Here is an 18,898-nt window from a genome sequence, read left to right on the forward strand (position 1 = left end):
CCTACCCCGACTCGCTGACCCGTTTGACCGCGTGCCCACCGAACTGGTTGCGCAGAGCAGAAACCGCCTTCATCGCGGGGGAATCCTCCTGGCGGGAGGCGAACCGGGCAAACAGCGACGCCGCGATCACCGGCATCGGCACTCGGTGATGGATGGCCTCCTCGACGGTCCACCGACCCTCGCCGGAATCCTCGGTGTATCCGCTGATCTCACCGAATTCCGGGTCCTCCTTCAACGCCTTGGCGAGCAACTGCTGCAACCAGGACCGCACGACGGTGCCGTTGCTCCACGCCTGGATGACGGCTTGGGTGTCGGTGATCAGGTCCTCGGCGGCCAACAGCTCGTAGCCCTCGGCGTAAGCCATCATCAGGCCGTACTCGATACCGTTGTGCACCATCTTCGCGTAATGGCCCGCACCGACCGGCCCGGCGTGCACGAAACCGTCTTCCCGCGGCCCCGGCGGCCGCAAGGTGTCGAAGATCGGCATCACGCGTTCGACGTCGGCGTCGCTGCCGCCAACCATCAGGCCATAGCCTTCCGTCAATCCCCACACCCCGCCGGAAACACCGGCATCGATGAACGCAATTCCCTTCTCGCCCAACAGTTTCGCATGCGGGCCGTCCTCGGTGTAACGGGAATTTCCGCCGTCGATGACCAGATCGCCCGCGTCGAGCTCATCGGCCAGAGCGGTGATGGTGTCGCGGGTGATCGGTCCTGAGGGCACCATCACCCACACCACCCGCGGGGCATCGAGGGCGTCGGCCAGGGCCGCGAGCGTGGGCACGTCGGTGACTTCCGGTCTCGGGTCGTATCCGACGACCTCATGACCTCCTTTGCGCAGGCGCTCGCGCATGTTGAAGCCCATTTTGCCGAGACCGACCAGGCCGAGTTGCATGTGCGCCCCTTCCGTGGCGTCGGGCCGGTCAGCCGGGTAGGCGCACCGGCATCAGGAGGTAGACGTAGTCGGTCTGTTGCGCGGGGAACGGTCCCGCCGCACCGACATCGGTGTCGTCGTCATTGGCCGGACGCAACACCGCGGGACGGCTGGGTGTGGTGAAACCGAAGGTGACCCGCTCCGAATGCAACGAGCTCAGACCGTCCGTCAGATACGTGGGGTTGAACGCGATGGTCAGCGGATCACCGACGAAACTGACCGGAAGGTCCTCCTCGGCGCGGCCTACGTCGTCGGCGCCCGCCGACAGGTGCAACGAGTCCTCGGAGAATTCCATCCGCACCTGGGCGCCGCGATCGGCCACCAGCGCCACACGCTTGATGGCCTCGGTGAGTTCACCGACCCCGATCGTCGCCATCGCGGTGTGCTCGGTGGGCAGCAACTGCCGGAACTTCGGGAACTCCGCATCGAGCAGCCGGGTGGTACTGCGCTTGCCCCCACTGCTGATACCGAGCAGCCCCTCCTTACCGACCGCCGATCCCGCGCCGAGCGCCAGATGCACGTCACCGCCGTCGGAGCCGGCTTTGGCCGCTTCCGAAAGTGTCTTGGCCGGCACCAACACCGCCGCCTCCAGGTCGGGACCGGCCGTCGACCATGTCAGCTCGCGAACCGCCAGGCGGAACCGGTCGGTTGCGGCCAAAACCACTTTCTCTCCGGCGATTTCGACACGGATGCCGGTCAACATCGGCAGCGTGTCATCGCGGCCGGCCGCGACGGCGACCTGGCCGATCGCTTCGGAGAACAGCTCAGCGGATATGACACCGGTCTCGTCGGGGAGTGCGGGCAGCGTGGGGTAGTCCTCGACGGCCATCGTCGGCAACGAGAAGCGCGAACTACCACATGTCAGCAAAACCCGCGTGCCGTCGACGCTCACATCGATCGGTTTGGCCGGCAGCGCCCGGGTGATGTCGGACAACAACCGACCGGAAACCAAAACGCTGCCCGGTGAAGCGATCTCGGCAGGCACCCGCACCTCGGCGGAAACCTCGTAGTCGAATCCCGAAATCGTCAACCCGTCCTCGGAGCCGGTGAGCAAGACGCCGGCGAGCACCGGGACCGTGGGCCTGGTGGGCAGATTGCGGGCCACCCATGCCACGGCTTCGGCGAAGTCTTCACGTACCAGGCGGAACTTCAGATCGGTGACACCAACCGTTGTCGTCGCCACGTCCATAGGGTCCCTTCGATCACAATCACGACAAGCCTCGAGCAGCGGTTTCCCGGTGTCTCACCACGCGTCTCAACGATGCGTCCCCGACGACCGTAACGGCTGTGCTGAATCACCGTAGAGCTTTCCGCCCCAACTTGAAAGCTAATCGATCGCGGTGACATCGCCGCCGTCCGGCCGGTACGACCGCCGATGGTTCCGAGCTTCCCCAAGGGCCTTCTTCGAAGGAGATTCTTCAGAGATATACAAGCAACAGTATTAGGGCCTGTGAATGCTGGGGATGAATACATGTCGGTGCTGCTTACGGGCACAGGCGCCTGTGAGGTAACTGTGGATGAAGGCGGCGCCGGGCGGGACAAACTGTGGAGACGCCGGGGGTTGTGTAGCAATCGGCTGATAGTCCGCGGGTTGATCCCAGGTTCTCCACATCGGTGTGCACAACGCCGCGCTGTGACTGGTGATGCCTGCGGTACAGAAGATTTTTGAAGAAATTTTGTCGGGACGGCCACATCTGGGCGCGATCGATCACGACGGAAGGGGAGGGGGTGCGAGCTGAGTCAGCGCTTGGAGCGCTGACGGATACGCGTGGTGAGTTCTTTCACGTGATCGAATACCTCACGGCGCTCGGCCATCTCACCGCGAATCTTCTTCTCCGCGTACATCACGGTGGTGTGGTCGCGGCCGAACGCCTGCCCGATCTTCGGCAGGGACAGATCGGTCAGCTCGCGGCACAGGTACATCGCGATCTGTCGGGACTGGGCGAGCGCACGGGTCTTACCGGGGCCGCGCAACTCCTCGACGGTGGTCTCGAAGTACTCGGCGGTGGCGGCCATGATCGCCGCGGTGCTGATCTGCATGGTGCTGGCGTCGGAGATCAGATCGCGCAGCACGATCTCGGCCAGCGACTTGTCGATCGCCGTCTTGTTCAACGACGCGAACGCGGTGACGCGGATGAGGGCGCCCTCGAGTTCGCGGATGTTGCGCTCGATGCTGCTGGCGATGAGCTCGAGGACGTCATCGGGAACATCGAGACGGTCCATCTGAGCCTTTTTGCGCAGGATGGCGATCCGCGTCTCCAGCTCCGGCGGCTGGACGTCGGTGATCAGTCCCCACTCGAAACGGGTACGCAGCCGGTCCTCGAGGGTGGCCAACTGCTTGGGGGGCCGATCTGAGGAGATGACGATCTGCTTGTTCGCGTTGTGCAGGGTGTTGAAGGTGTGGAAGAACTCCTCCTGGATGCCTTCCTTGCCCTCGATGAACTGGATGTCGTCGACCAGCAACACGTCGATGTCGCGGTAGCTGCGCTTGAACGACGCCTTGCGATCGTCGCGCAGGGAGTTGATGAAGTCGTTGGTGAATTCCTCGGTCGACACGTACTTGACGCGCATGCCGGGAAACAGCCGCTGGGCGTAGTTGCCGGCCGCGTGCAGCAGATGCGTCTTGCCCAGCCCGGATTCGCCCCAGATGAACAACGGGTTGTACGCGCGGGCCGGCGCCTCGGCGATCGCGAGCGTCGCCGCGTGAGCAAAGCGATTCGAGGCGCCGATGACGAACGTGTCGAAGGTGTAGCGCCGGTTGAGATTGACCGCGGTGGCGTCGTCGGTCAGCGTGCTGGGCGGCCGGCTGGTGAAGTACGTCGGCCAACTTTCTTCGGCGCTGGCCCGGGCTTCGAGGTCGTCGTCGACTTCGTCGGGTTCGCCGACGGCCGCCAGTCCGCTCAACGGACCGTCGGTGTCGTCGGGTCCCGGGTCGGCGATACGCACACCCAGTTCAACGCGCTGGCCGAGCTGGCGGCTCAACGCGGTGATGATCGGCTCCCGCAGGTGACGTTCGATCTCGTTCTGCACGAACGGGGTGGGCACCGACAGCAGGGCGAAGCCCTCGGTGATCACCAGGGGTTTGACCAGCTTCAACCAGGCTCTTTGCTGGGGAGTCAGGCCCGGGCCCGCCATATCGCCACCCGCTCCCGCGGGGCTGCCGTTGAGTTCGGCGACCACCGTGTTCCACACGGCTACGAACGGGGGGTCGGGGTCAGCTGTCAACGACGACTACCCCCTTGCGGCCGGCCCAGAGACGACCAAAAGGAACGATGACGATCTGTCCACAAAGTTATCCACAGGCTGTGGAGACTGGACAGTCGTCGTCGTTCTGTTTTCCACCGGCGGGGAGGCCGCGGGTCGGGCCACATCACAGATGTGTGGGCTCACGACTGGTCGGGCATCCTCGCTTCGTTGTCCGTCGCCGTTTCGTTATCGAAGCGGCATTGGCAGAAGCTAACAGTTTTCTTCGCGGGTGCCAACCGTTCTGCCACATTGCGTGGACGGATATTTTCTGCTGTTGGTCGGCGGTGACGGGTGTTGCAAATGTGGCTGTCCACACGGTCATTCGGCCAGGTTTGACCCAGCGAAATCTCCTCAGTACCCTCGAACAGTCGCCCGTACGAGGCGATACGGCTGCGACCCGGGCATCGACCGGGGACCGCGCCGGCTAGCAAGATGGACGAGCTTACCAACGGCAACTGCGTCCAAACCGATTCGTACGTCGTCGGTGGGGGATGCGGGTGCCAGACGCAACAAGGAGACAGCCGTGGCCAAGGGCAAGCGGACCTTCCAGCCGAACAACCGGCGCCGGGCGCGTGTGCATGGCTTCCGGCTGCGGATGCGCACGCGGGCAGGTCGTGCGATCGTCACGAACCGGCGGAGCAAGGGTCGGCGCAAGCTGACCGCGTGACTCCCACGTGACTTCGAGCGGGAGTTGACGCTGGTGCTTCCGGCGCGGTACCGCATGACGCGTTCGACGGAGTTCGGGAACACGGTCAGCCGAGGGGTGCGCGCAGTGCAGCCCGATCTCGTCGTGCACGCGCTGCGTTCCGACGAAGCCTCTGAGCCGGGGCCCCGGATCGGTCTGGTGGTCTCCAAAGCGGTCGGCACCGCGGTGCAACGCCATCGCGTGGCGCGGCGACTGCGTCATGTCGCACGAACCCTCATCGATGAGCTGGACCCCGCCGATCGGGTGGTGATCCGCGCGCTCCCCAGCAGCCGGCATGCGATCTCGGCGCGACTCGAACAAGAACTGCGCACAGCGCTTCGCCGAGCCAGACCCAAGACCGAGGCATCCCGGTGAGGACGACGGTGAGGTCCGTCGGCGCGTGGACGGCCCGCGCGGTCATCTACGTGATCCAGCTGTACCGGCACACCATCTCGCCGCTACGGCTGCCGACGTGTCGATTCACTCCGACCTGTAGCCAGTACGCGGTGGACGCACTGACCGAGTACGGGCTCGTGCGCGGTGGTTGGCTCGCGACGGTACGGCTGTTGAAATGCGGGCCATGGCATAGGGGAGGATGGGATCCGATCCCGGACCGCCCGGCAGCCGGCGGACACGGCGACGCAGACGTGGCGGGCGCTCCCGCGGACGAGTCTTCACAGGATCGGGACACCGCTGCCGACGTCACTGGCGGCCATCCAGCATTGCGAGCAGGAAGCGAGACGCGTGTTTAACTGGTTCAGCCTCGACATCATCTACTACCCGGTGTCGGCGATCATGTGGGTCTGGTACAAGCTGTTCGCCTTCCTGCTGGGGCCGTCGAACTTCTTCGCGTGGGCGCTCTCGGTGATGTTCCTGGTGTTCACCCTGCGCGCGATCCTCTACAAGCCGTTCGTGAAGCAGATCCGAACGACGCGCCAGATGCAGGAATTGCAGCCCCAGATCAAGGCGCTGCAGAAGAAGTACGGCAAGGACCGTCAGCGCATGGCGCTGGAGATGCAGAAGTTGCAGCGCGAGCACGGCTTCAACCCGATCCTGGGGTGCCTGCCGATGCTGGCTCAGGTGCCGGTGTTCCTCGGGCTGTTCCACGTGTTGCGGTCCTTCAACCGGACGCAGGGCGGATTCGGTCAGATCCAGTTGTCGGTGGAGCAGAACCGGGCGACCGGTAACTACGTCTTCAGCCCGACCGACGTCGCGAACTTCCTCGACGCGCACCTGTTCGGAGCGCCGTTGGGCGCGACCATGATTCAGACCACCGGCCTGGATGCCTTCACCGAGTTCAACCGGGCGGCGGTCATCGGGGTCGGCGTGCCGATCATGATCCTCGCCGGGATCGCCACGTACTTCAACAGCCGCGCCTCGATCTCGCGCCAGAGCCCGGAGGCCGCCGCCAACCCGCAGACGGCGATGATGAACAAGTTGGCGCTCTACGTCTTCCCGCTCGGCGTCGTCGTCGGCGGGCCGTTCCTGCCGCTGGCCATCATCATGTACTGGCTCGCGAACAACATCTGGACCTTCGGTCAGCAGCACTACGTGTTCGGCAAGATCGAGAAGGAAGAAGAGGCGAAGAAGCTCGAGGCCCAAGAGCGGCAGGCGAAGAATGCACCGCCGCCGGGGGTCAAGCCGAACCGGAATCGCAAGGCTCAGGCCGCGAAGGCTCCCGAGACGGCGGAGCCAGTTGAGGGCGACGAGGCCGACAGCAGCGAGCCCGCGTCGGAGAACGGCGCGCCGGGCAAGAAGCAGACGGACAGCAGTCCGGGCAAGGCGGCCAGCGGAGCGACGAACCGCACGCCGCGGCCCGGCGCGAGCCCGCGCCCCGGATCGCGGCCCAAGAAACGTAAACGGTGACCGGACCAGCCCGGTGGGATGAGGAGGGAACGACATGACTGATGCCGAAACGACCGAGCGCGACGAACTCGTTGATGAAGACAGCAGCGCCGCCGCGCCGGTAGCCGAGGACGATCTGGAAGAGAAGCTGGTCGCCGAGGGCGAGATCGCGGGCGACTACCTCGAGGAGTTGTTGGACCTACTGGACTTCGACGGTGACATCGACCTCGACGTCGAGGGGGACCGCGCGGTCGTGAGCATCGACGGCGGCGCCGACCTCAACAAGTTGGTGGGGCGCAAGGGTGAGGTTCTCGACGCGTTGCAGGAACTGACGCGGCTCGCTGTGCACCAGAAGACGGGGGAGCGCAGCCGGCTGATGCTCGACATCGCGCGGTGGCGGCGGCGGCGCCGCGACGAGTTGGCCGCACTGGGCGACAAGGTGGCGCGCCGTGTGCTCGAGACCGGGGAACGCGAAGAGCTCGCCCCGATGACGCCGTTCGAGCGCAAGATCGTGCACGACGCGGTGGCGGCGGTGGACGGCGTCCACAGCGAGAGCGAGGGCGTCGAGCCGTCGCGGCGCGTGGTCGTTCTCGCCGACTGATTCAGAGTTACAACTGTGTAGTTCATTGGCGTCGTCGGTCCGACGCGACGATCCGGAGGATGTTTCACGTGAAACATGGGGAGGTGTCGGCGCCGCCGGACGCGGCCGCCTCCTTGTTCAATGAGCGCCTCGACCTGATCGAGCGATACGCGGCGACGCTCGCCGGCGCGGGCGTCGAACGCGGCCTCATCGGTCCGCGGGAAGTCGACCGGATCTGGGAGCGCCACATCCTCAACAGTGCGGCGCTGTCGGAGCTCGTCGGGCCCGACGCCCGAGTCGCCGACATCGGTAGTGGCGCGGGCCTTCCCGGGATACCGTTGGCGTTGGCCCGACCCGACCTCCAGGTGACGCTCATCGAACCACTTCTGCGGCGCAGCGACTTCCTGCGCGCGATGGTCGACGAACTCGGGATCGATGTGGCGGTCGTGCGTGGACGGGCCGAGGAGCCGGGGGTGAGGACGCAAATGGGGGAGACGGACGTAGTGGTGTCCAGGGCGGTGGCCTCCCTGGACAAGCTGACTCGATGGAGCATGCCGCTCCTTCGCGTCGACGGCCACATGCTTGCCCTCAAGGGTGAGCGTGCCGAAGAGGAGATCCGCGACCATCGGCGTGTGATGGCGTCGCTCGGCGCGGCCGATGTAAGGGTGATGAGGTGTGGCGCGAACTACTTGGATCCACCCGCGACCGTCGTCGTGGCACGGCGGGAGAAGGCGGTAACGCACCGGCCAACGGGCAGGCGACGAGGATGACGGCGCCGCAGAACGGGGTGCGGGGACCCGCCGAACCCGCCGCCCGGGCAGCCAATGTTTCACGTGAAACCGGCGCCGCCGCTCAGCCGGCCAACGGCGCCCGGACCGATGTTTCACGTGAAACCTCGCCCGGCGCCGCCAGCGCCCCCAAAGAAAAGTGGCCGGAGAAGCCGGCCCAGGACCGGTGGGAGGATCCCGTCGGCATCGACACCCCGATCGGCGCCGAAGCCGAACGCGCCGTGCGACTGCTTCACGCCGCGTCGAAGGGCAGCCTTCCCCGACCCGATCGGCAGCGCGTGTTCACGATCGCGAACCAGAAGGGTGGGGTCGGCAAGACGACCACGGCCGTCAACATAGCGGCGGCGCTCGCTCTCCAGGGACTGCAGACGCTCGTCATCGACCTCGATCCGCAGGGCAACGCGAGCACGGCACTGGGCATCGAGCACCGACCGGGGACGCCGTCGTCGTACGAGGTGTTGATCGGGGAGATCCCGTTGCGCGATGCTCTGCAGCGCAGCCCCCACAACGAGCGGCTCTACTGTGTGCCCGCGACCATCGACCTCGCCGGCGCCGAGATCGAGTTGGTCAGCATGGTGGCCCGCGAAGGCCGCCTGCGCGCGGCACTGGCGTCGCTCACCGAGTTCAACTTCGATTATGTGTTCATCGACTGTCCGCCGTCGCTCGGCCTGCTGACCATCAACGCGTTCGTCGCCGCGCCGGAGGTGCTGATCCCGATCCAGTGTGAGTACTACGCACTGGAAGGCGTCGGCCAGCTCATGCGAACCATCGAGATGGTCAAGGCACACCTCAATCCGCAACTCGATGTGACCACGGTGATCCTGACGATGTACGACGGGCGCACCAAGCTCGCCGACCAAGTCGCTTCCGATGTGCGGGCCCACTTCGGCGACAAGGTGCTACGCACCGTCATCCCACGCAGCGTCAAAGTGTCCGAGGCGCCCGGTTACGGGATGACGATCCTCGGCTACGACCCGGGCTCGCGCGGAGCGATGAGCTACCTGGATGCGAGCCGCGAGATCGCGGAGCACCGATGAGCGCCTGCGCCAGAGCACAGACCGGGCCAAAACCGGAACAACCGATGAGCGGTTGCGTAGAAAGGCAGAACGTACCGATGAACGCTTGCGCGAAGAGGAGTAGATGATGAGCCAACCCACCCGCAAGCGCAGCGGACTCGGCCGCGGCCTGGCTTCGCTCATTCCCACCGGACCCGCCGACGGTGACCACTCCGAACTCGGTCCGCGAATGGGCGACGCAGCGGCCGATGTCGTGATCGGCGGGCCGTCGAACGGGGGCGTGACCAACGAGGTGGGCGCGGTGTACCGCGAGATCGACCCCGCGTCGATCGAGCCGAATCCGCGCCAGCCGCGCCAGGTCTTCGACGAGGAGGCGCTCGCCGAGCTCGTCCACTCGATCCGCGAGTTCGGTCTCATGCAGCCGATCGTCGTGCGTACGCTTCAGCGGCCCGAACCGGGGGCGCCCCGCTACCAACTCGTGATGGGGGAGCGGCGTTGGCGCGCGGCCCAGCAGGCCGGCCTCGCCACGATTCCGGCGATAGTCCGCGAGACCACCGACGACAGCATGCTGCGCGACGCGCTGTTGGAGAACATTCACCGCGCGCAGCTGAACCCGCTCGAGGAGGCGGCCGCCTACCAGCAGCTGCTCGACGAGTTCGAGGTCACCCACGATGAACTGGCCTCGCGAATCGGGCGATCGCGGCCGGTGATCACCAACATGATCCGATTGCTCCGCCTGCCCATCGCCGTGCAGCGCCGGGTAGCCGCCGGGGTGCTCTCAGCCGGACATGCGCGTGCGCTGCTGTCGCTCGAGGGGGGACCGGACAAGCAGGAGGAGCTGGCCGCGCGCATCGTCGCCGAGGGACTGTCGGTGCGAGCCACCGAGGAAGCGGTGACACTGGCCAACAGCGCGGGCCCGCAGGCGCCGGCGGCGCCCAAGCGCAAGCCGATCAACATGCCCGGCCTCCAGGACGTTGCCGAGCGGCTGTCCACGGCCTTCGATACGCGCGTCACCGTCAGCCTTGGCAAACGCAAGGGCAAGATCGTGGTCGAATTCGGCTCGGTGGACGACTTGCAGCGCATAGTCGAACTAATGAGCGCATCCGAACGGTGACCTACCACACCAGGTAATTACGTCACTGTGACACAACCCGGGTCTCATCGGCGTGACCGCTGCCCTTCGAAGGAAACCACCTGTGACACAACACGTTTCGTCGCTCGACGCGAGAGGCCGGAAAAACGGAGCGTCGAGGTGTGCGCACCCTTCTATCCTGGAGGGGCAGCTGTGCACCTCTGCACCGCGTAGGACTCGGGGAGTCTAGTGTCGGCACGCATCACGCCTCTACGGCTCGAAGCGTTCGAGCAGTTGCCCAAGCATGCCCGCCGCTGCGTGTATTGGGAGGTCGATCCCCAGACCCTCGGGCGGGACGCGACCGGCGCCGCGGTCCCCGGCGTCGACGATCACCTGTCTGATCCCGAATTCGAGAAGGAGGCATGGCTGTCGATGGTCATGCTCGAATGGGGATCGTGCGGACAGGTCGCGGTGCAGTGCGCCGACGGCGAGACCGACGACGGCCCTGCTCCGCTACGCGGGGACGAGGCGTGCCTGGGATACGCGTTCTATGCGCCGCCTGGCGCCGTCCCGCGCGCACACCGTTTCCCGACCGCGCCGGTCAGCGCCGACGCGGTACTGCTCACATCGCTGGGCATCGAATCCGGTGAGGACTCCGAGGGATTGTCGCGCGCGCTGATCGCGGCGGTGGTGGGGGACCTGGTTCGACGCGGGGCTCGTGCGCTCGAAGCGTTCGCGCACACCGCCGAAGTCAGCGAGCTTGCCGAACCGGGTGCGGTGACGCCGGCCCTACGCCCGGTCATCGAGGTGCTCGGCGACTGCTCGGTCGAACAGTGCGTGCTCGACGCCGACCTACTTCTGGATGCGGGCTTCGTCGTCGTCGCCCAGCACCGCTACTTCCCGCGGCTACGCCTCGAGTTGGAGCAGGGGCTGGGCTGGAAGGCTGACGTCGAGGCGGCGTTGGAGCGGCTGTTCGAGTTCGCGCAGATACGTCAGCCGGTCGGTGCGGGCGCGGGTTCGGTGGGCTTGACCGCGCGCGGGGTCAAGAGGGGCTGACGCGCCCGGCCTGCTCGACCGAGAGCTCGTGGGCGAGCAGTTCGGCGAACGTGAAAGTGCCTGTGGGGCGGTCGTTTTTGCCGAGCAGGTAGAGCCGTTTCACGGCGGCGAGCATGCCCTCGGCGATCGCGTCGCGCGCCTGGGAGGACACCAGCATGGCCCGGTCTTGCGGATTGGTGATGTAGCCGACGTCGACCTGCACCGTCGGCATCCGGGTCAGACGCAACAGGTCCCACGTCCGCCCATGGGTGCGGCAGTCACGTAACCCGGTGCGGGCCACCACTTCTCGTTGAATGAAGTCGGCGAGGTTGCGTCCGATGGTGGACACCGAACCGTGTGAGTTCCCGAAGTGGAACGAGGCGACACCGTTGGCGGCGGGGCTGGGCTGGGTGGCGCAGCGCAGGCTGATCATCAGGTCGGCGCCGACGGCGTTGGCCGTCGCTGCGCGTTCGGCGTCCGAGGGTGCACGGTTGGCCGGCCGCGACAGGAACGTCTCCATACCGATCGCGGTCATCCGGCCCTCGAGCCGACTCGCCAAGTCCCACAGGATGTCTGACTCGCTGATCGGTCCGCCCGGTCCCTGCATGATCTGACCGTGGTCGTCACCGCCGCGGCCCGGGTCGATGATGATGCGCTTACCCGAGAGCCGTGGACCGGAGCGGCGGACCAGCTCCTCCTCGCGGATCGCATGCGGAGAGCCGCCGGTGACGCGCGATCCCAGAAAGTACAAGGAGCGCAATGTTTCCGGGCCGCAGATCCCGTCGGGGTACAGGCCGTATTCGCGCTGATATGACATCAACGCGTTGTGCGTACTCAGACCGAAGTGCCCGTCGACAAGACCGGTGTAGAAGCCGAGGTCCTGGAGTCGGGCCTGCAGTGTCGCGACGTCGTCGCCGAACATCGGGGCGCCGAACTGGTGGCTGAGCGTGCGGGCACCAAGACGGTACGAGGCCTCTTTGAGCGCACGGTAAGTCGCTTCGCCGACGATCCCGTCGACCAGCAGACCGCGATGCTGCTGGAAGGCGCGCACGGCGTGGTCGAGCTCGGCGTCGAACAGGTCCAGCGCGATGTGCCTGCCGGTGGTGATCTCCTCATCGGAGTTCTCGAGCATGCCCAGTGCCGTCAACGCAGCCCTGATCTCGGTGACCGCGGACCCGCGGTCACCGCGACGCAGACTGGACATATGCGGCCTTTCAGTCACGGTTGTCAGCTGCGCGAGGGCGCCGACCAAGTTGACGGGCTAGGCACGATTGTCGCAGACACTTCGCCGATTCAAGAAAACCCCAGGCCGGTGTCCGCGCCCCGGATTGCGGCGCTACACGGCCGTCAGAGCACGGCTAGACCAGGTCGCTGAGCTCGCGCAGCAGCGCAGCCTTGCCTTTTGCACCGACGATCCGCTTCACCGGGGAGCCGTCTTTGAACACGATGAGCGTCGGGATCGACACCACCTGGAAATCGCGGGCCGTGACGGGGTTGGAATCCACGTCGAGCTTGGCGACCGTCAATGCGCCGGCCTTCTCGGCGGCGATCTCCTCGAGCACGGGGGCGATCATCTTGCATGGACCGCACCAGGTCGCCCAGAAGTCCACCAGCACCGGTGTGCTGCTGGACAACACATCGGCGGAGAACGAGTCGTCGGTCACCGCTACCGTGGATCCGGTGCTCTCGGTCATTGGGCTGCTCCTATCAAACTGGTGTTTCGATGGTTTCATCGCTTGGGCCAGAACCGATTTCGGCGAGCCAGCGTTCGGCGTCGATGGACGCCGAGCAGCCGGTGCCCGCGGCGGTGATCGCCTGGCGGTAGGTGCGGTCGACGAGATCGCCTGCGGCAAAGACGCCTTCGATCGAGGTGCTCGTCGAACCCTGCTGCGTCAGGACGTAACCGTCCTCGTCGAGGTCGACCTGACCGCGAACCAGATCCGAACGCGGGTCGTGGCCGATCGCGACGAACACACCGGTGACGGCCAGCTTCGACTCCTCGCCGGTCACCTTGTTGCGCAAGCGGACTCCGCTGACCTTCGGGCTGCCCTCGACCTCGAGGACGTCGGTATTGGTCAGGAACGTGATCTTCTCGTTCGCGCGCGCCCGGTCCAGCATGATCCGCGAGGCGCGGAACTCGTCGCGACGGTGCACCAGCGTGACGCTGCGGGCGAACTTGGTCAAGAAGATCGCCTCTTCCATGGCCGAATCGCCACCGCCGACGACGATGATGTCCTCGTCGCGGAAGAAGAAGCCGTCACACGTCGCGCATGTGCTCACGCCCATGCCCATCAGGGCCTCCTCGCCCGGCACGCCCAGGTGCCGCGCCGCCGCGCCCATCGCGAGGATGACCGCGCGCGCCCGGTAGGTGTCGTCGCCGACCGTGACGCTCTTGATCGGGCCGTCCAGTGAGACGGCGTCGACGTCGTCCATGCGCAGGTCGGCGCCGAAGCGCAGCGCCTGTTCGCGCATCTCGTCCATCAGCTCCGGACCGGTGATGCCGTTGCGGAAGCCGGGATAGTTCTCCACCTCGGTGGTGGTCATCAGCGCACCGCCGAACTGGACGCCTTCGAACACCAAGGGCTGGAGCTGCGCACGCGCCGCGTAGATCGCTGCGGTGTAGCCGGCCGGGCCGGATCCGATGATGATCAGATCGTGAACCGTGGATGTGGTGGTCATGAGCGCCTTTCTGCCGCGTGTTCGCGACACCGGTATGAACATCAGCGTAGGCGCTGGTGTTCCCGGAGTTTCCGAACAACCTCGGGGGACAGACTACGGTCGTTTGACCACGGTCTCGGCGAGTAGCCCACCGTGAGCCGCAGGGCACGCGGCGTCGACGGCCACGGCGAGGACGTCGGTTGTCGCGCGTGCCGGCAGAAGCAGCACCACGGCGGGCCGGCCGGCCATCTCGACGGCCTCCGCTCCCAGGATGGGCGTGGTCGCGGTGTGGCCCAATCCCTCGAGGCAGGCGGCGCGGCGGCGCGGATCGGACAGCGGCCCGTACTCGGGTGGCGCCGACAGCAGGCCGGTGAGCTGCGGACCGGTCAGCGGGAAGGCGGGCGGGCGCTGCGACACGGTGATGCGCTCGGCGGTCGGCCCGGGCTGGGAGAACCGCGGGGTGGGCTCGCGGCCCAGCATCGCGGTGCCGATGACCACCCCGGCGGTCACGGCGGCCAGGCCGGTGACGAGTCCGAGGACCTGCAGTCGGCGGAGCCGGGGCCGTTCGACCGTGTGACGAGGTTCACCGGCGGACCGTAAGGCGGCACCGATGCGTGCGGTGACGCCCGCGGGCACCTCCGGCGCCGAGTCCTCGTCGTGAGCCAATTCGGCCAGCCCGCGGCGCACCCGCTCGACCGCCGGATCCGAGTCGTCGTCCGTTCCGGTCTGCATCGCTAGCCAGTCTCCACCACGACATGTTGGACGCGACGGATATGCCCGCGGTTCCCCTCAGTCGGCGGCTGCCTCCGCGGCGAAGTACTCGAGCGCCTCGGCCAGTTTGGTCCTGGCGCGCGAGCACCGGCTCTTGACGGTGCCTTCGGGCACACCCAGCATGCGGGCGGTCTCGGCCACCGAGTATCCCTGCATGTCGACGGCCACCACCGCGGCGCGCTGTTCGACGGGCAATCGCATCAATGCCCGCTCGACGACGATCGCGGTGTCCACGCGCGAGGCCGGGTCACCGATGTGGCCCTGGTCGTCGGACAACGTTTCGGCGGTGCGGGTTTTGTTGCGCCGCAACCGATCCAGACAGGAGTTCACCACGATGCGGTACAGCCAGCTGCTCACGGCCGCGTCGTAGCGGAAGGCGGGCGCGCGTCGGTGCGCCTTGAGCATCGCGTCCTGCAGCGCGTCGGCGGCGTCGTCGGGGTTGCGGCTGGTGATGCGCGCGATCCGGTACAGCTGCCGGTGGTGGCGGTAGAACAGCTCCTCGAACGCATAGCGGTCACCGGCCACATGCGCGGCGAGCAACTCCGCGTCGCTGCGTTCCCGGGCCTGCCCCCCGAAGGTCCCCACAGCCGAACACTAAACGGCTACGCGGGTGCCTCCCGACACATCTTTGCCGGGCTGGGGATGAATCGGGTCAGGACGCCGACCGGACCGTGACCTCGGCGATGTCGGACCGGCTCTGGCCGTTGACCTGGCCGAGGGTCGACACCCAGACCAGCAGGTTGGAGGTCGGCGAGGCGTTCTCGACCTTGATGGTGTTGGAGCCCGGCTTGAGCTGGGTGGCCGGTGTCAGCACGGTCGTGTCGGCCAGCGAGGACGGCGTCGGTGTCTGCGCGGAGCGGATCTCGACGGCCGTACCGGTGCTGTTGAGGTCGATGTCGACCTCGCCGACCGTGGTGGACTGCGGCAGTTGCAGCATCAGCCCGACGCCGTTCTTGAAGTTCGGGAAGGGCACGGAGTCGGTGTAGGTGTCGATCGGCCACACCGTGGACTTGTCGCCGTCGATCGCCTTGGGCGCATCGGCCGGGGCATCGGCCTCGCCTTCGGGTGAAAAGACCGTCACCGCAGTCGGTTTGACGACATTGCCGCTGTCGGTGCTGCCTTCGGCCGACTCGCTGGTGGTCGGGTCGTTGAGTCCGAGCCGGTCGCCGCCGAGACCGTCGCCGACGTCACCGAATATCGAGCTCAGTACCGTCGCCAGCACCACCAGTGCGATCACGACGATGGCGCCGCCGACGCCGAGCCCGATCATGAGGGCTTTGCGGCGACGCGCCTCGGTCTCCGGGTCGGTACCGCCGGCGACTCCCGGGGTCGCGGGGCGGTCGGCTTCATCGACCGGAGAGATCAGCTCGGTGCGATCGGCGATGGCGGTGGCCTGTTGCAGCAGGTTCAGCAGGGTCGGTGCGCTGCGGATGCCGCCGCCTTCCTGTACCGCGCGCGCCGCGGCGGCCGAGATCTGGAAGGGGATCTGGCGGTCGACGGCGCGGGGTTCGATCGGTTGTCCGGCGGAGTCGAGGTCGGCGGGGGCCAGGCCGCTGCGGACCCCGTGTTCGGGCAGTGGCCACCGGTTGATCAGCAGCGCGTACAGCGCCGCGCCGATTCCGCGGATGTCGTCCTCGGGGGTCGCGTCGGGCAGCGTCGCCGGGAAGGCCAGCGCGACGTCACCCTCGATGCTGACCCGGACGCGACCCGGATGGTCGAGCGAGAGGGCGACTCCGGCCCGGTGCGCGGCCTCGGCGGCCGCCGCCAGCGACTGCATCGCCCTGGCGCCGCCGATCGGGGACGGCGAGGTGTCGGCCACCTCGGTCAACGAGCCGCCCCGGATCCACTCCGAGACCACCAGCCCGCCCGATCCGGTGTTGACCACATCGAGCACCCTCGCGATACCGGGCATGTCGATGCTGCTCAGTTTGCGGGTGCGGGTGAGGATCTCGCGCAGCGTCTCATCGGACAGGGTGTTGTCCGGGTCGACGAAGGTGAGCGCCACCTGGCGATCCAGGGCCGTGTCGAGTGCCTGCCAGAACTGCAGCGTGGGCGGGCCGCCGTGGAACACCAGCAGGCGATAGCGGCCGCCACCGACCATCGCGCCCGGGATGAGGTGGATGTCCTCGTCGGAGGTCGCGGCCTCGATGGCCGGTTCGCGCGGAGGGTCGAACGCGAGGGGCTCACGGGTGGGGTCGCCGCCGTAATCCGAGGGCGGCCGACCCGACGCGGGTAACCGGGTCGTGCCGTTCTCGGCGGCGAACTCGGTGGTCTGACCGGGGTCGGGCACGTCGGGCCGCAGGTCGTCGGCGACGACGTCGGACTGCCCGGTCGGGAGCTTCCTGGTCGCGGTTTCGGGTGTGGGCGCGGAGCCGCCTGCGGGTTCGTCGGTCACCGCTGGTCCTTTCCGCATCCAATCCCCGGCAACGGGGGCAGGTGGTCCGCGCCGGACGGCCGGCGGGCTGTGCCGACGCCCTGGTGCGGACGAATTCCTCTGTTCAGGGTACGGGAGAGGGGTGCGCGCCCGTGGCCGGTCGGCGGCCGCGACAGCTACCCCGTCGCGCCCGGTGCGAGCACCGAGTCGGCGCCGGACCGCATCGAGGGCCGCGTGGGCGTCGGGGACGCGCGCGCCGAGGAGGACGCCGACGATGATCGGCACCATGACCACGCCGAGCACGACCAGACGCAGCAGGGAGCCGGCGCCGCCCCAGGTGCGGGTCAGCGACTCCAGGCTGAACAATTTGTCGGCGACCTGGCCCGCCATCGCGGCCAGCAGTGAGGCGGCGATCGTGACCAGCACCGTGCGCACGACTTGCAGGTTGATGAGCCGGCCGCCCGGCGGGTCGAGATTGGCCCGCAACAGGAAGTAGCCGACCACCGCACCCGCCACGAAGCCCAGGCCGTTGGCCGTCCCGAGGTAGCCGGCCACCAGGTCGGGGTCGTCGGTGAGGTGGGGCGCGATCAGCGAGGCGATTATCTTGACCGTCGTGATCACGACGATCAGCAGGATCGGCGTCCACGGTTGTTGCCGCGCGTAGAACACCCGAAGTTGCAGCAGCACAAGCGCGTAGGGGATCAGCGTGAACGCCGACAGCGTGATCGCCATGCCGAGGTAGTTGGCGTCGACCTCGCCGAAATTGCCGTAGGCGAACAGCGCGCTGCCGATGGCGGGTCCGCCGACCGTCATCAGCGCGACGATCGGGATGAGCGTCACCATCGTCAGCCGGGTGGCCAGCGAAAGGTCGGCGAGCACCGCGCGCTGGTCGTTGGAGGCCGCGTTGCGGCTCAACCGCGGCATCACGACGGTCAGCACCGTCACCCCGATCATGCCGAACGGCAACTGCAGCACCAGCCACGTGTAGTTGTAGATCGCGGGCCCGGAAGCCGCGGCGCCACTGGCGATTCGGTTGCCGACGATCAATCCGATCTGGCTGATCAGCACGTACAGCACCATCGCCGAGGCCATGGCGCCGAACTGCTTCATCCGTTCGTCGATGCCCCACAACGGGCGAAGGCTGATGCGTTCGCGGCGGATCGCCACCAGAAGCACCATGACCTGGGTCACGGTCCCGAGGGTCATGCCGATACCCAGCACGAGGAGTTTCGCGTTGCCCATCTTCACCGGGTCGACCGAGAGTTCGCCGGGGACAATGAGATACACGCCGAGCGTCGCTATGGCGACGATGTTGTTGCACACCGGCGCCCAGGCGGGCGGCCCGAATACGTTGCGGGTGTTCAGGATTGCCATGAACACCGACGACAACCCGTAGAACAGCACCTGCGGCAGCAACAGGTAGGCGAACGCGGTGGTCAGATCGCGATTGACTTCGGGATCGCTGCCGAGCATGAGGTCGACGAGCATCGGCGCCGACGCCACCGACAACGCGGTGATGATCAGCAGTAGCGTCGTCGTCAGCGTGACGAGGCGGCGGATGAACGCGGTGCCGTTGTCGGGATCGTCGCGCTCGGCGCGCGCGAGCACCGGCACGAAGATCGCGGTGAACGTGGCCTCGAGGACGAGCGCCGCGATCAGGTTCGGCAGCTGGTAGGCCACCGAGAACGCACTGGTGAGCGCGGCGCCGAGGATGGTCGCGAGTAAGACGATGCGGGCGAACCCGGTGAGCCGGCTGACCAGCGTCGCGACCGCCATACCCCACGAGCGCGAGACCACCGCCGCGTCGGACAGTTCTTCGCGGCCGGCGCGGCGGCGGGGGGCCGGGCCGCGGCTGAGCCGGGGCGGAGGTTCGCGCCGGGGAACCCACAGCGGA

General features: G+C 67.2%; 17 protein-coding genes and 1 pseudogene. 9 read left to right on the plus strand and 9 right to left on the minus strand.

All coding sequences use genetic code 11. The features are described from left to right. Position 1: 1 nt before the first annotated feature. The 3 genes and pseudogenes from gnd to dnaA form a co-directional block, all read right to left on the minus strand. A pseudogene (gnd, locus tag AU072_RS19315) lies at positions 2–901 on the minus strand (phosphogluconate dehydrogenase (NAD(+)-dependent, decarboxylating)); the annotation flags it as partial. Positions 902–923: 22 nt separating this feature from the next. Next, a complete protein-coding gene (gene dnaN, locus AU072_RS19320; RefSeq protein ID WP_174523824.1) occupies positions 924–2,117 on the minus strand; it encodes a DNA polymerase III subunit beta in 1,194 nt (397 codons plus the stop codon). Between the two features lie 557 nt (positions 2,118–2,674). Continuing rightward, the gene (gene dnaA / locus AU072_RS19325; protein WP_064415300.1) at positions 2,675–4,159 is read right to left on the minus strand and encodes a chromosomal replication initiator protein DnaA; all 1,485 of its coding nucleotides are present in this window, start codon (positions 4,157–4,159) and stop codon (positions 2,675–2,677) included. Between the two features lie 544 nt (positions 4,160–4,703). Here dnaA and rpmH point away from each other — a divergent pair. The 9 genes from rpmH (at position 4,704) to AU072_RS19365 (ending at position 11,222) form a co-directional block, all read left to right on the plus strand. Then, positions 4,704–4,847, plus strand: a complete 144-nt coding sequence (gene rpmH, locus AU072_RS19330) for a 50S ribosomal protein L34 (RefSeq protein WP_064346175.1) — start codon at positions 4,704–4,706, stop codon at positions 4,845–4,847. Positions 4,848–4,880: 33 nt separating this feature from the next. Beyond that, entirely contained in the window at positions 4,881–5,240 is a 360-nt protein-coding gene (rnpA, locus tag AU072_RS19335) for a ribonuclease P protein component (protein ID WP_064415308.1), read from the plus strand. 8 nt (positions 5,241–5,248) lie between these two features. After that, positions 5,249–5,617: a membrane protein insertion efficiency factor YidD gene (gene yidD, locus AU072_RS27695; protein ID WP_082681032.1), complete on the plus strand. Its 369-nt coding sequence runs from the start codon at positions 5,249–5,251 to the stop codon at positions 5,615–5,617. Beyond that, positions 5,610–6,731 carry a membrane protein insertase YidC gene (yidC, locus tag AU072_RS19340; RefSeq protein ID WP_064415301.1) on the plus strand — a complete coding sequence of 374 codons (1,122 nt, stop codon included), beginning with the start codon at positions 5,610–5,612 and terminating at the stop codon, positions 6,729–6,731. The genes yidD and yidC overlap by 8 nt, the downstream gene beginning before the upstream one ends. A gap of 34 nt (positions 6,732–6,765) precedes the next feature. Further along, positions 6,766–7,311 (plus strand): Jag family protein, encoded by a 546-nt coding sequence (locus tag AU072_RS19345; protein WP_064346128.1) that lies wholly within the window; start codon positions 6,766–6,768, stop codon positions 7,309–7,311. 59 nt (positions 7,312–7,370) lie between these two features. Then, the gene (gene rsmG, locus AU072_RS19350; RefSeq protein WP_064415302.1) at positions 7,371–8,060 is read left to right on the plus strand and encodes a 16S rRNA (guanine(527)-N(7))-methyltransferase RsmG; all 690 of its coding nucleotides are present in this window, start codon (positions 7,371–7,373) and stop codon (positions 8,058–8,060) included. Then, positions 8,057–9,115, plus strand: coding sequence for a ParA family protein (locus tag AU072_RS19355; RefSeq protein ID WP_064415303.1), 1,059 nt, complete (start codon positions 8,057–8,059; stop codon positions 9,113–9,115). The genes rsmG and AU072_RS19355 overlap by 4 nt, the downstream gene beginning before the upstream one ends. Before the next feature lie 106 nt (positions 9,116–9,221). Continuing rightward, positions 9,222–10,208, plus strand: a complete 987-nt coding sequence (locus AU072_RS19360; protein WP_064415309.1) for a ParB/RepB/Spo0J family partition protein — start codon at positions 9,222–9,224, stop codon at positions 10,206–10,208. 207 nt (positions 10,209–10,415) lie between these two features. Then, positions 10,416–11,222 carry a hypothetical protein gene (locus AU072_RS19365; protein WP_064415304.1) on the plus strand — a complete coding sequence of 269 codons (807 nt, stop codon included), beginning with the start codon at positions 10,416–10,418 and terminating at the stop codon, positions 11,220–11,222. On the opposite strand, the gene AU072_RS19370 is transcribed toward AU072_RS19365, so the two are convergent. The 6 genes from AU072_RS19370 to murJ all read right to left on the minus strand — a co-directional run bounded on the left by AU072_RS19370 (position 11,209) and on the right by murJ (position 18,894). Beyond that, on the minus strand, positions 11,209–12,405 hold the full coding sequence (locus AU072_RS19370; protein ID WP_064346125.1) for an N-acetylmuramoyl-L-alanine amidase: 1,197 nt from the start codon (positions 12,403–12,405) through the stop codon (positions 11,209–11,211). The genes AU072_RS19365 and AU072_RS19370 overlap by 14 nt on opposite strands. A 154-nt stretch (positions 12,406–12,559) precedes the next feature. Beyond that, positions 12,560–12,895, minus strand: coding sequence for a thioredoxin (gene trxA, locus AU072_RS19375; RefSeq protein WP_064415305.1), 336 nt, complete (start codon positions 12,893–12,895; stop codon positions 12,560–12,562). 13 nt (positions 12,896–12,908) lie between these two features. Beyond that, a complete protein-coding gene (gene trxB / locus AU072_RS19380; protein ID WP_064415310.1) occupies positions 12,909–13,880 on the minus strand; it encodes a thioredoxin-disulfide reductase in 972 nt (323 codons plus the stop codon). A 93-nt stretch (positions 13,881–13,973) separates the two neighbouring features. Then, positions 13,974–14,591 carry an RsmA family anti-sigma factor gene (locus tag AU072_RS19385; RefSeq protein ID WP_064415306.1) on the minus strand — a complete coding sequence of 206 codons (618 nt, stop codon included), beginning with the start codon at positions 14,589–14,591 and terminating at the stop codon, positions 13,974–13,976. Between the two features lie 57 nt (positions 14,592–14,648). After that, positions 14,649–15,215: an RNA polymerase sigma factor SigM gene (gene sigM, locus AU072_RS19390; RefSeq protein WP_064415307.1), complete on the minus strand. Its 567-nt coding sequence runs from the start codon at positions 15,213–15,215 to the stop codon at positions 14,649–14,651. A gap of 67 nt (positions 15,216–15,282) precedes the next feature. Further along, entirely contained in the window at positions 15,283–18,894 is a 3,612-nt protein-coding gene (gene murJ / locus AU072_RS19395) for a murein biosynthesis integral membrane protein MurJ (RefSeq protein ID WP_082697457.1), read from the minus strand. Positions 18,895–18,898 lie beyond the last annotated feature (4 nt).

Origin of the sequence: Mycolicibacterium novocastrense (assembly GCF_001499835.1) — a bacterium.
Lineage (GTDB): Bacteria > Actinomycetota > Actinomycetes > Mycobacteriales > Mycobacteriaceae > Mycobacterium > Mycobacterium novocastrense.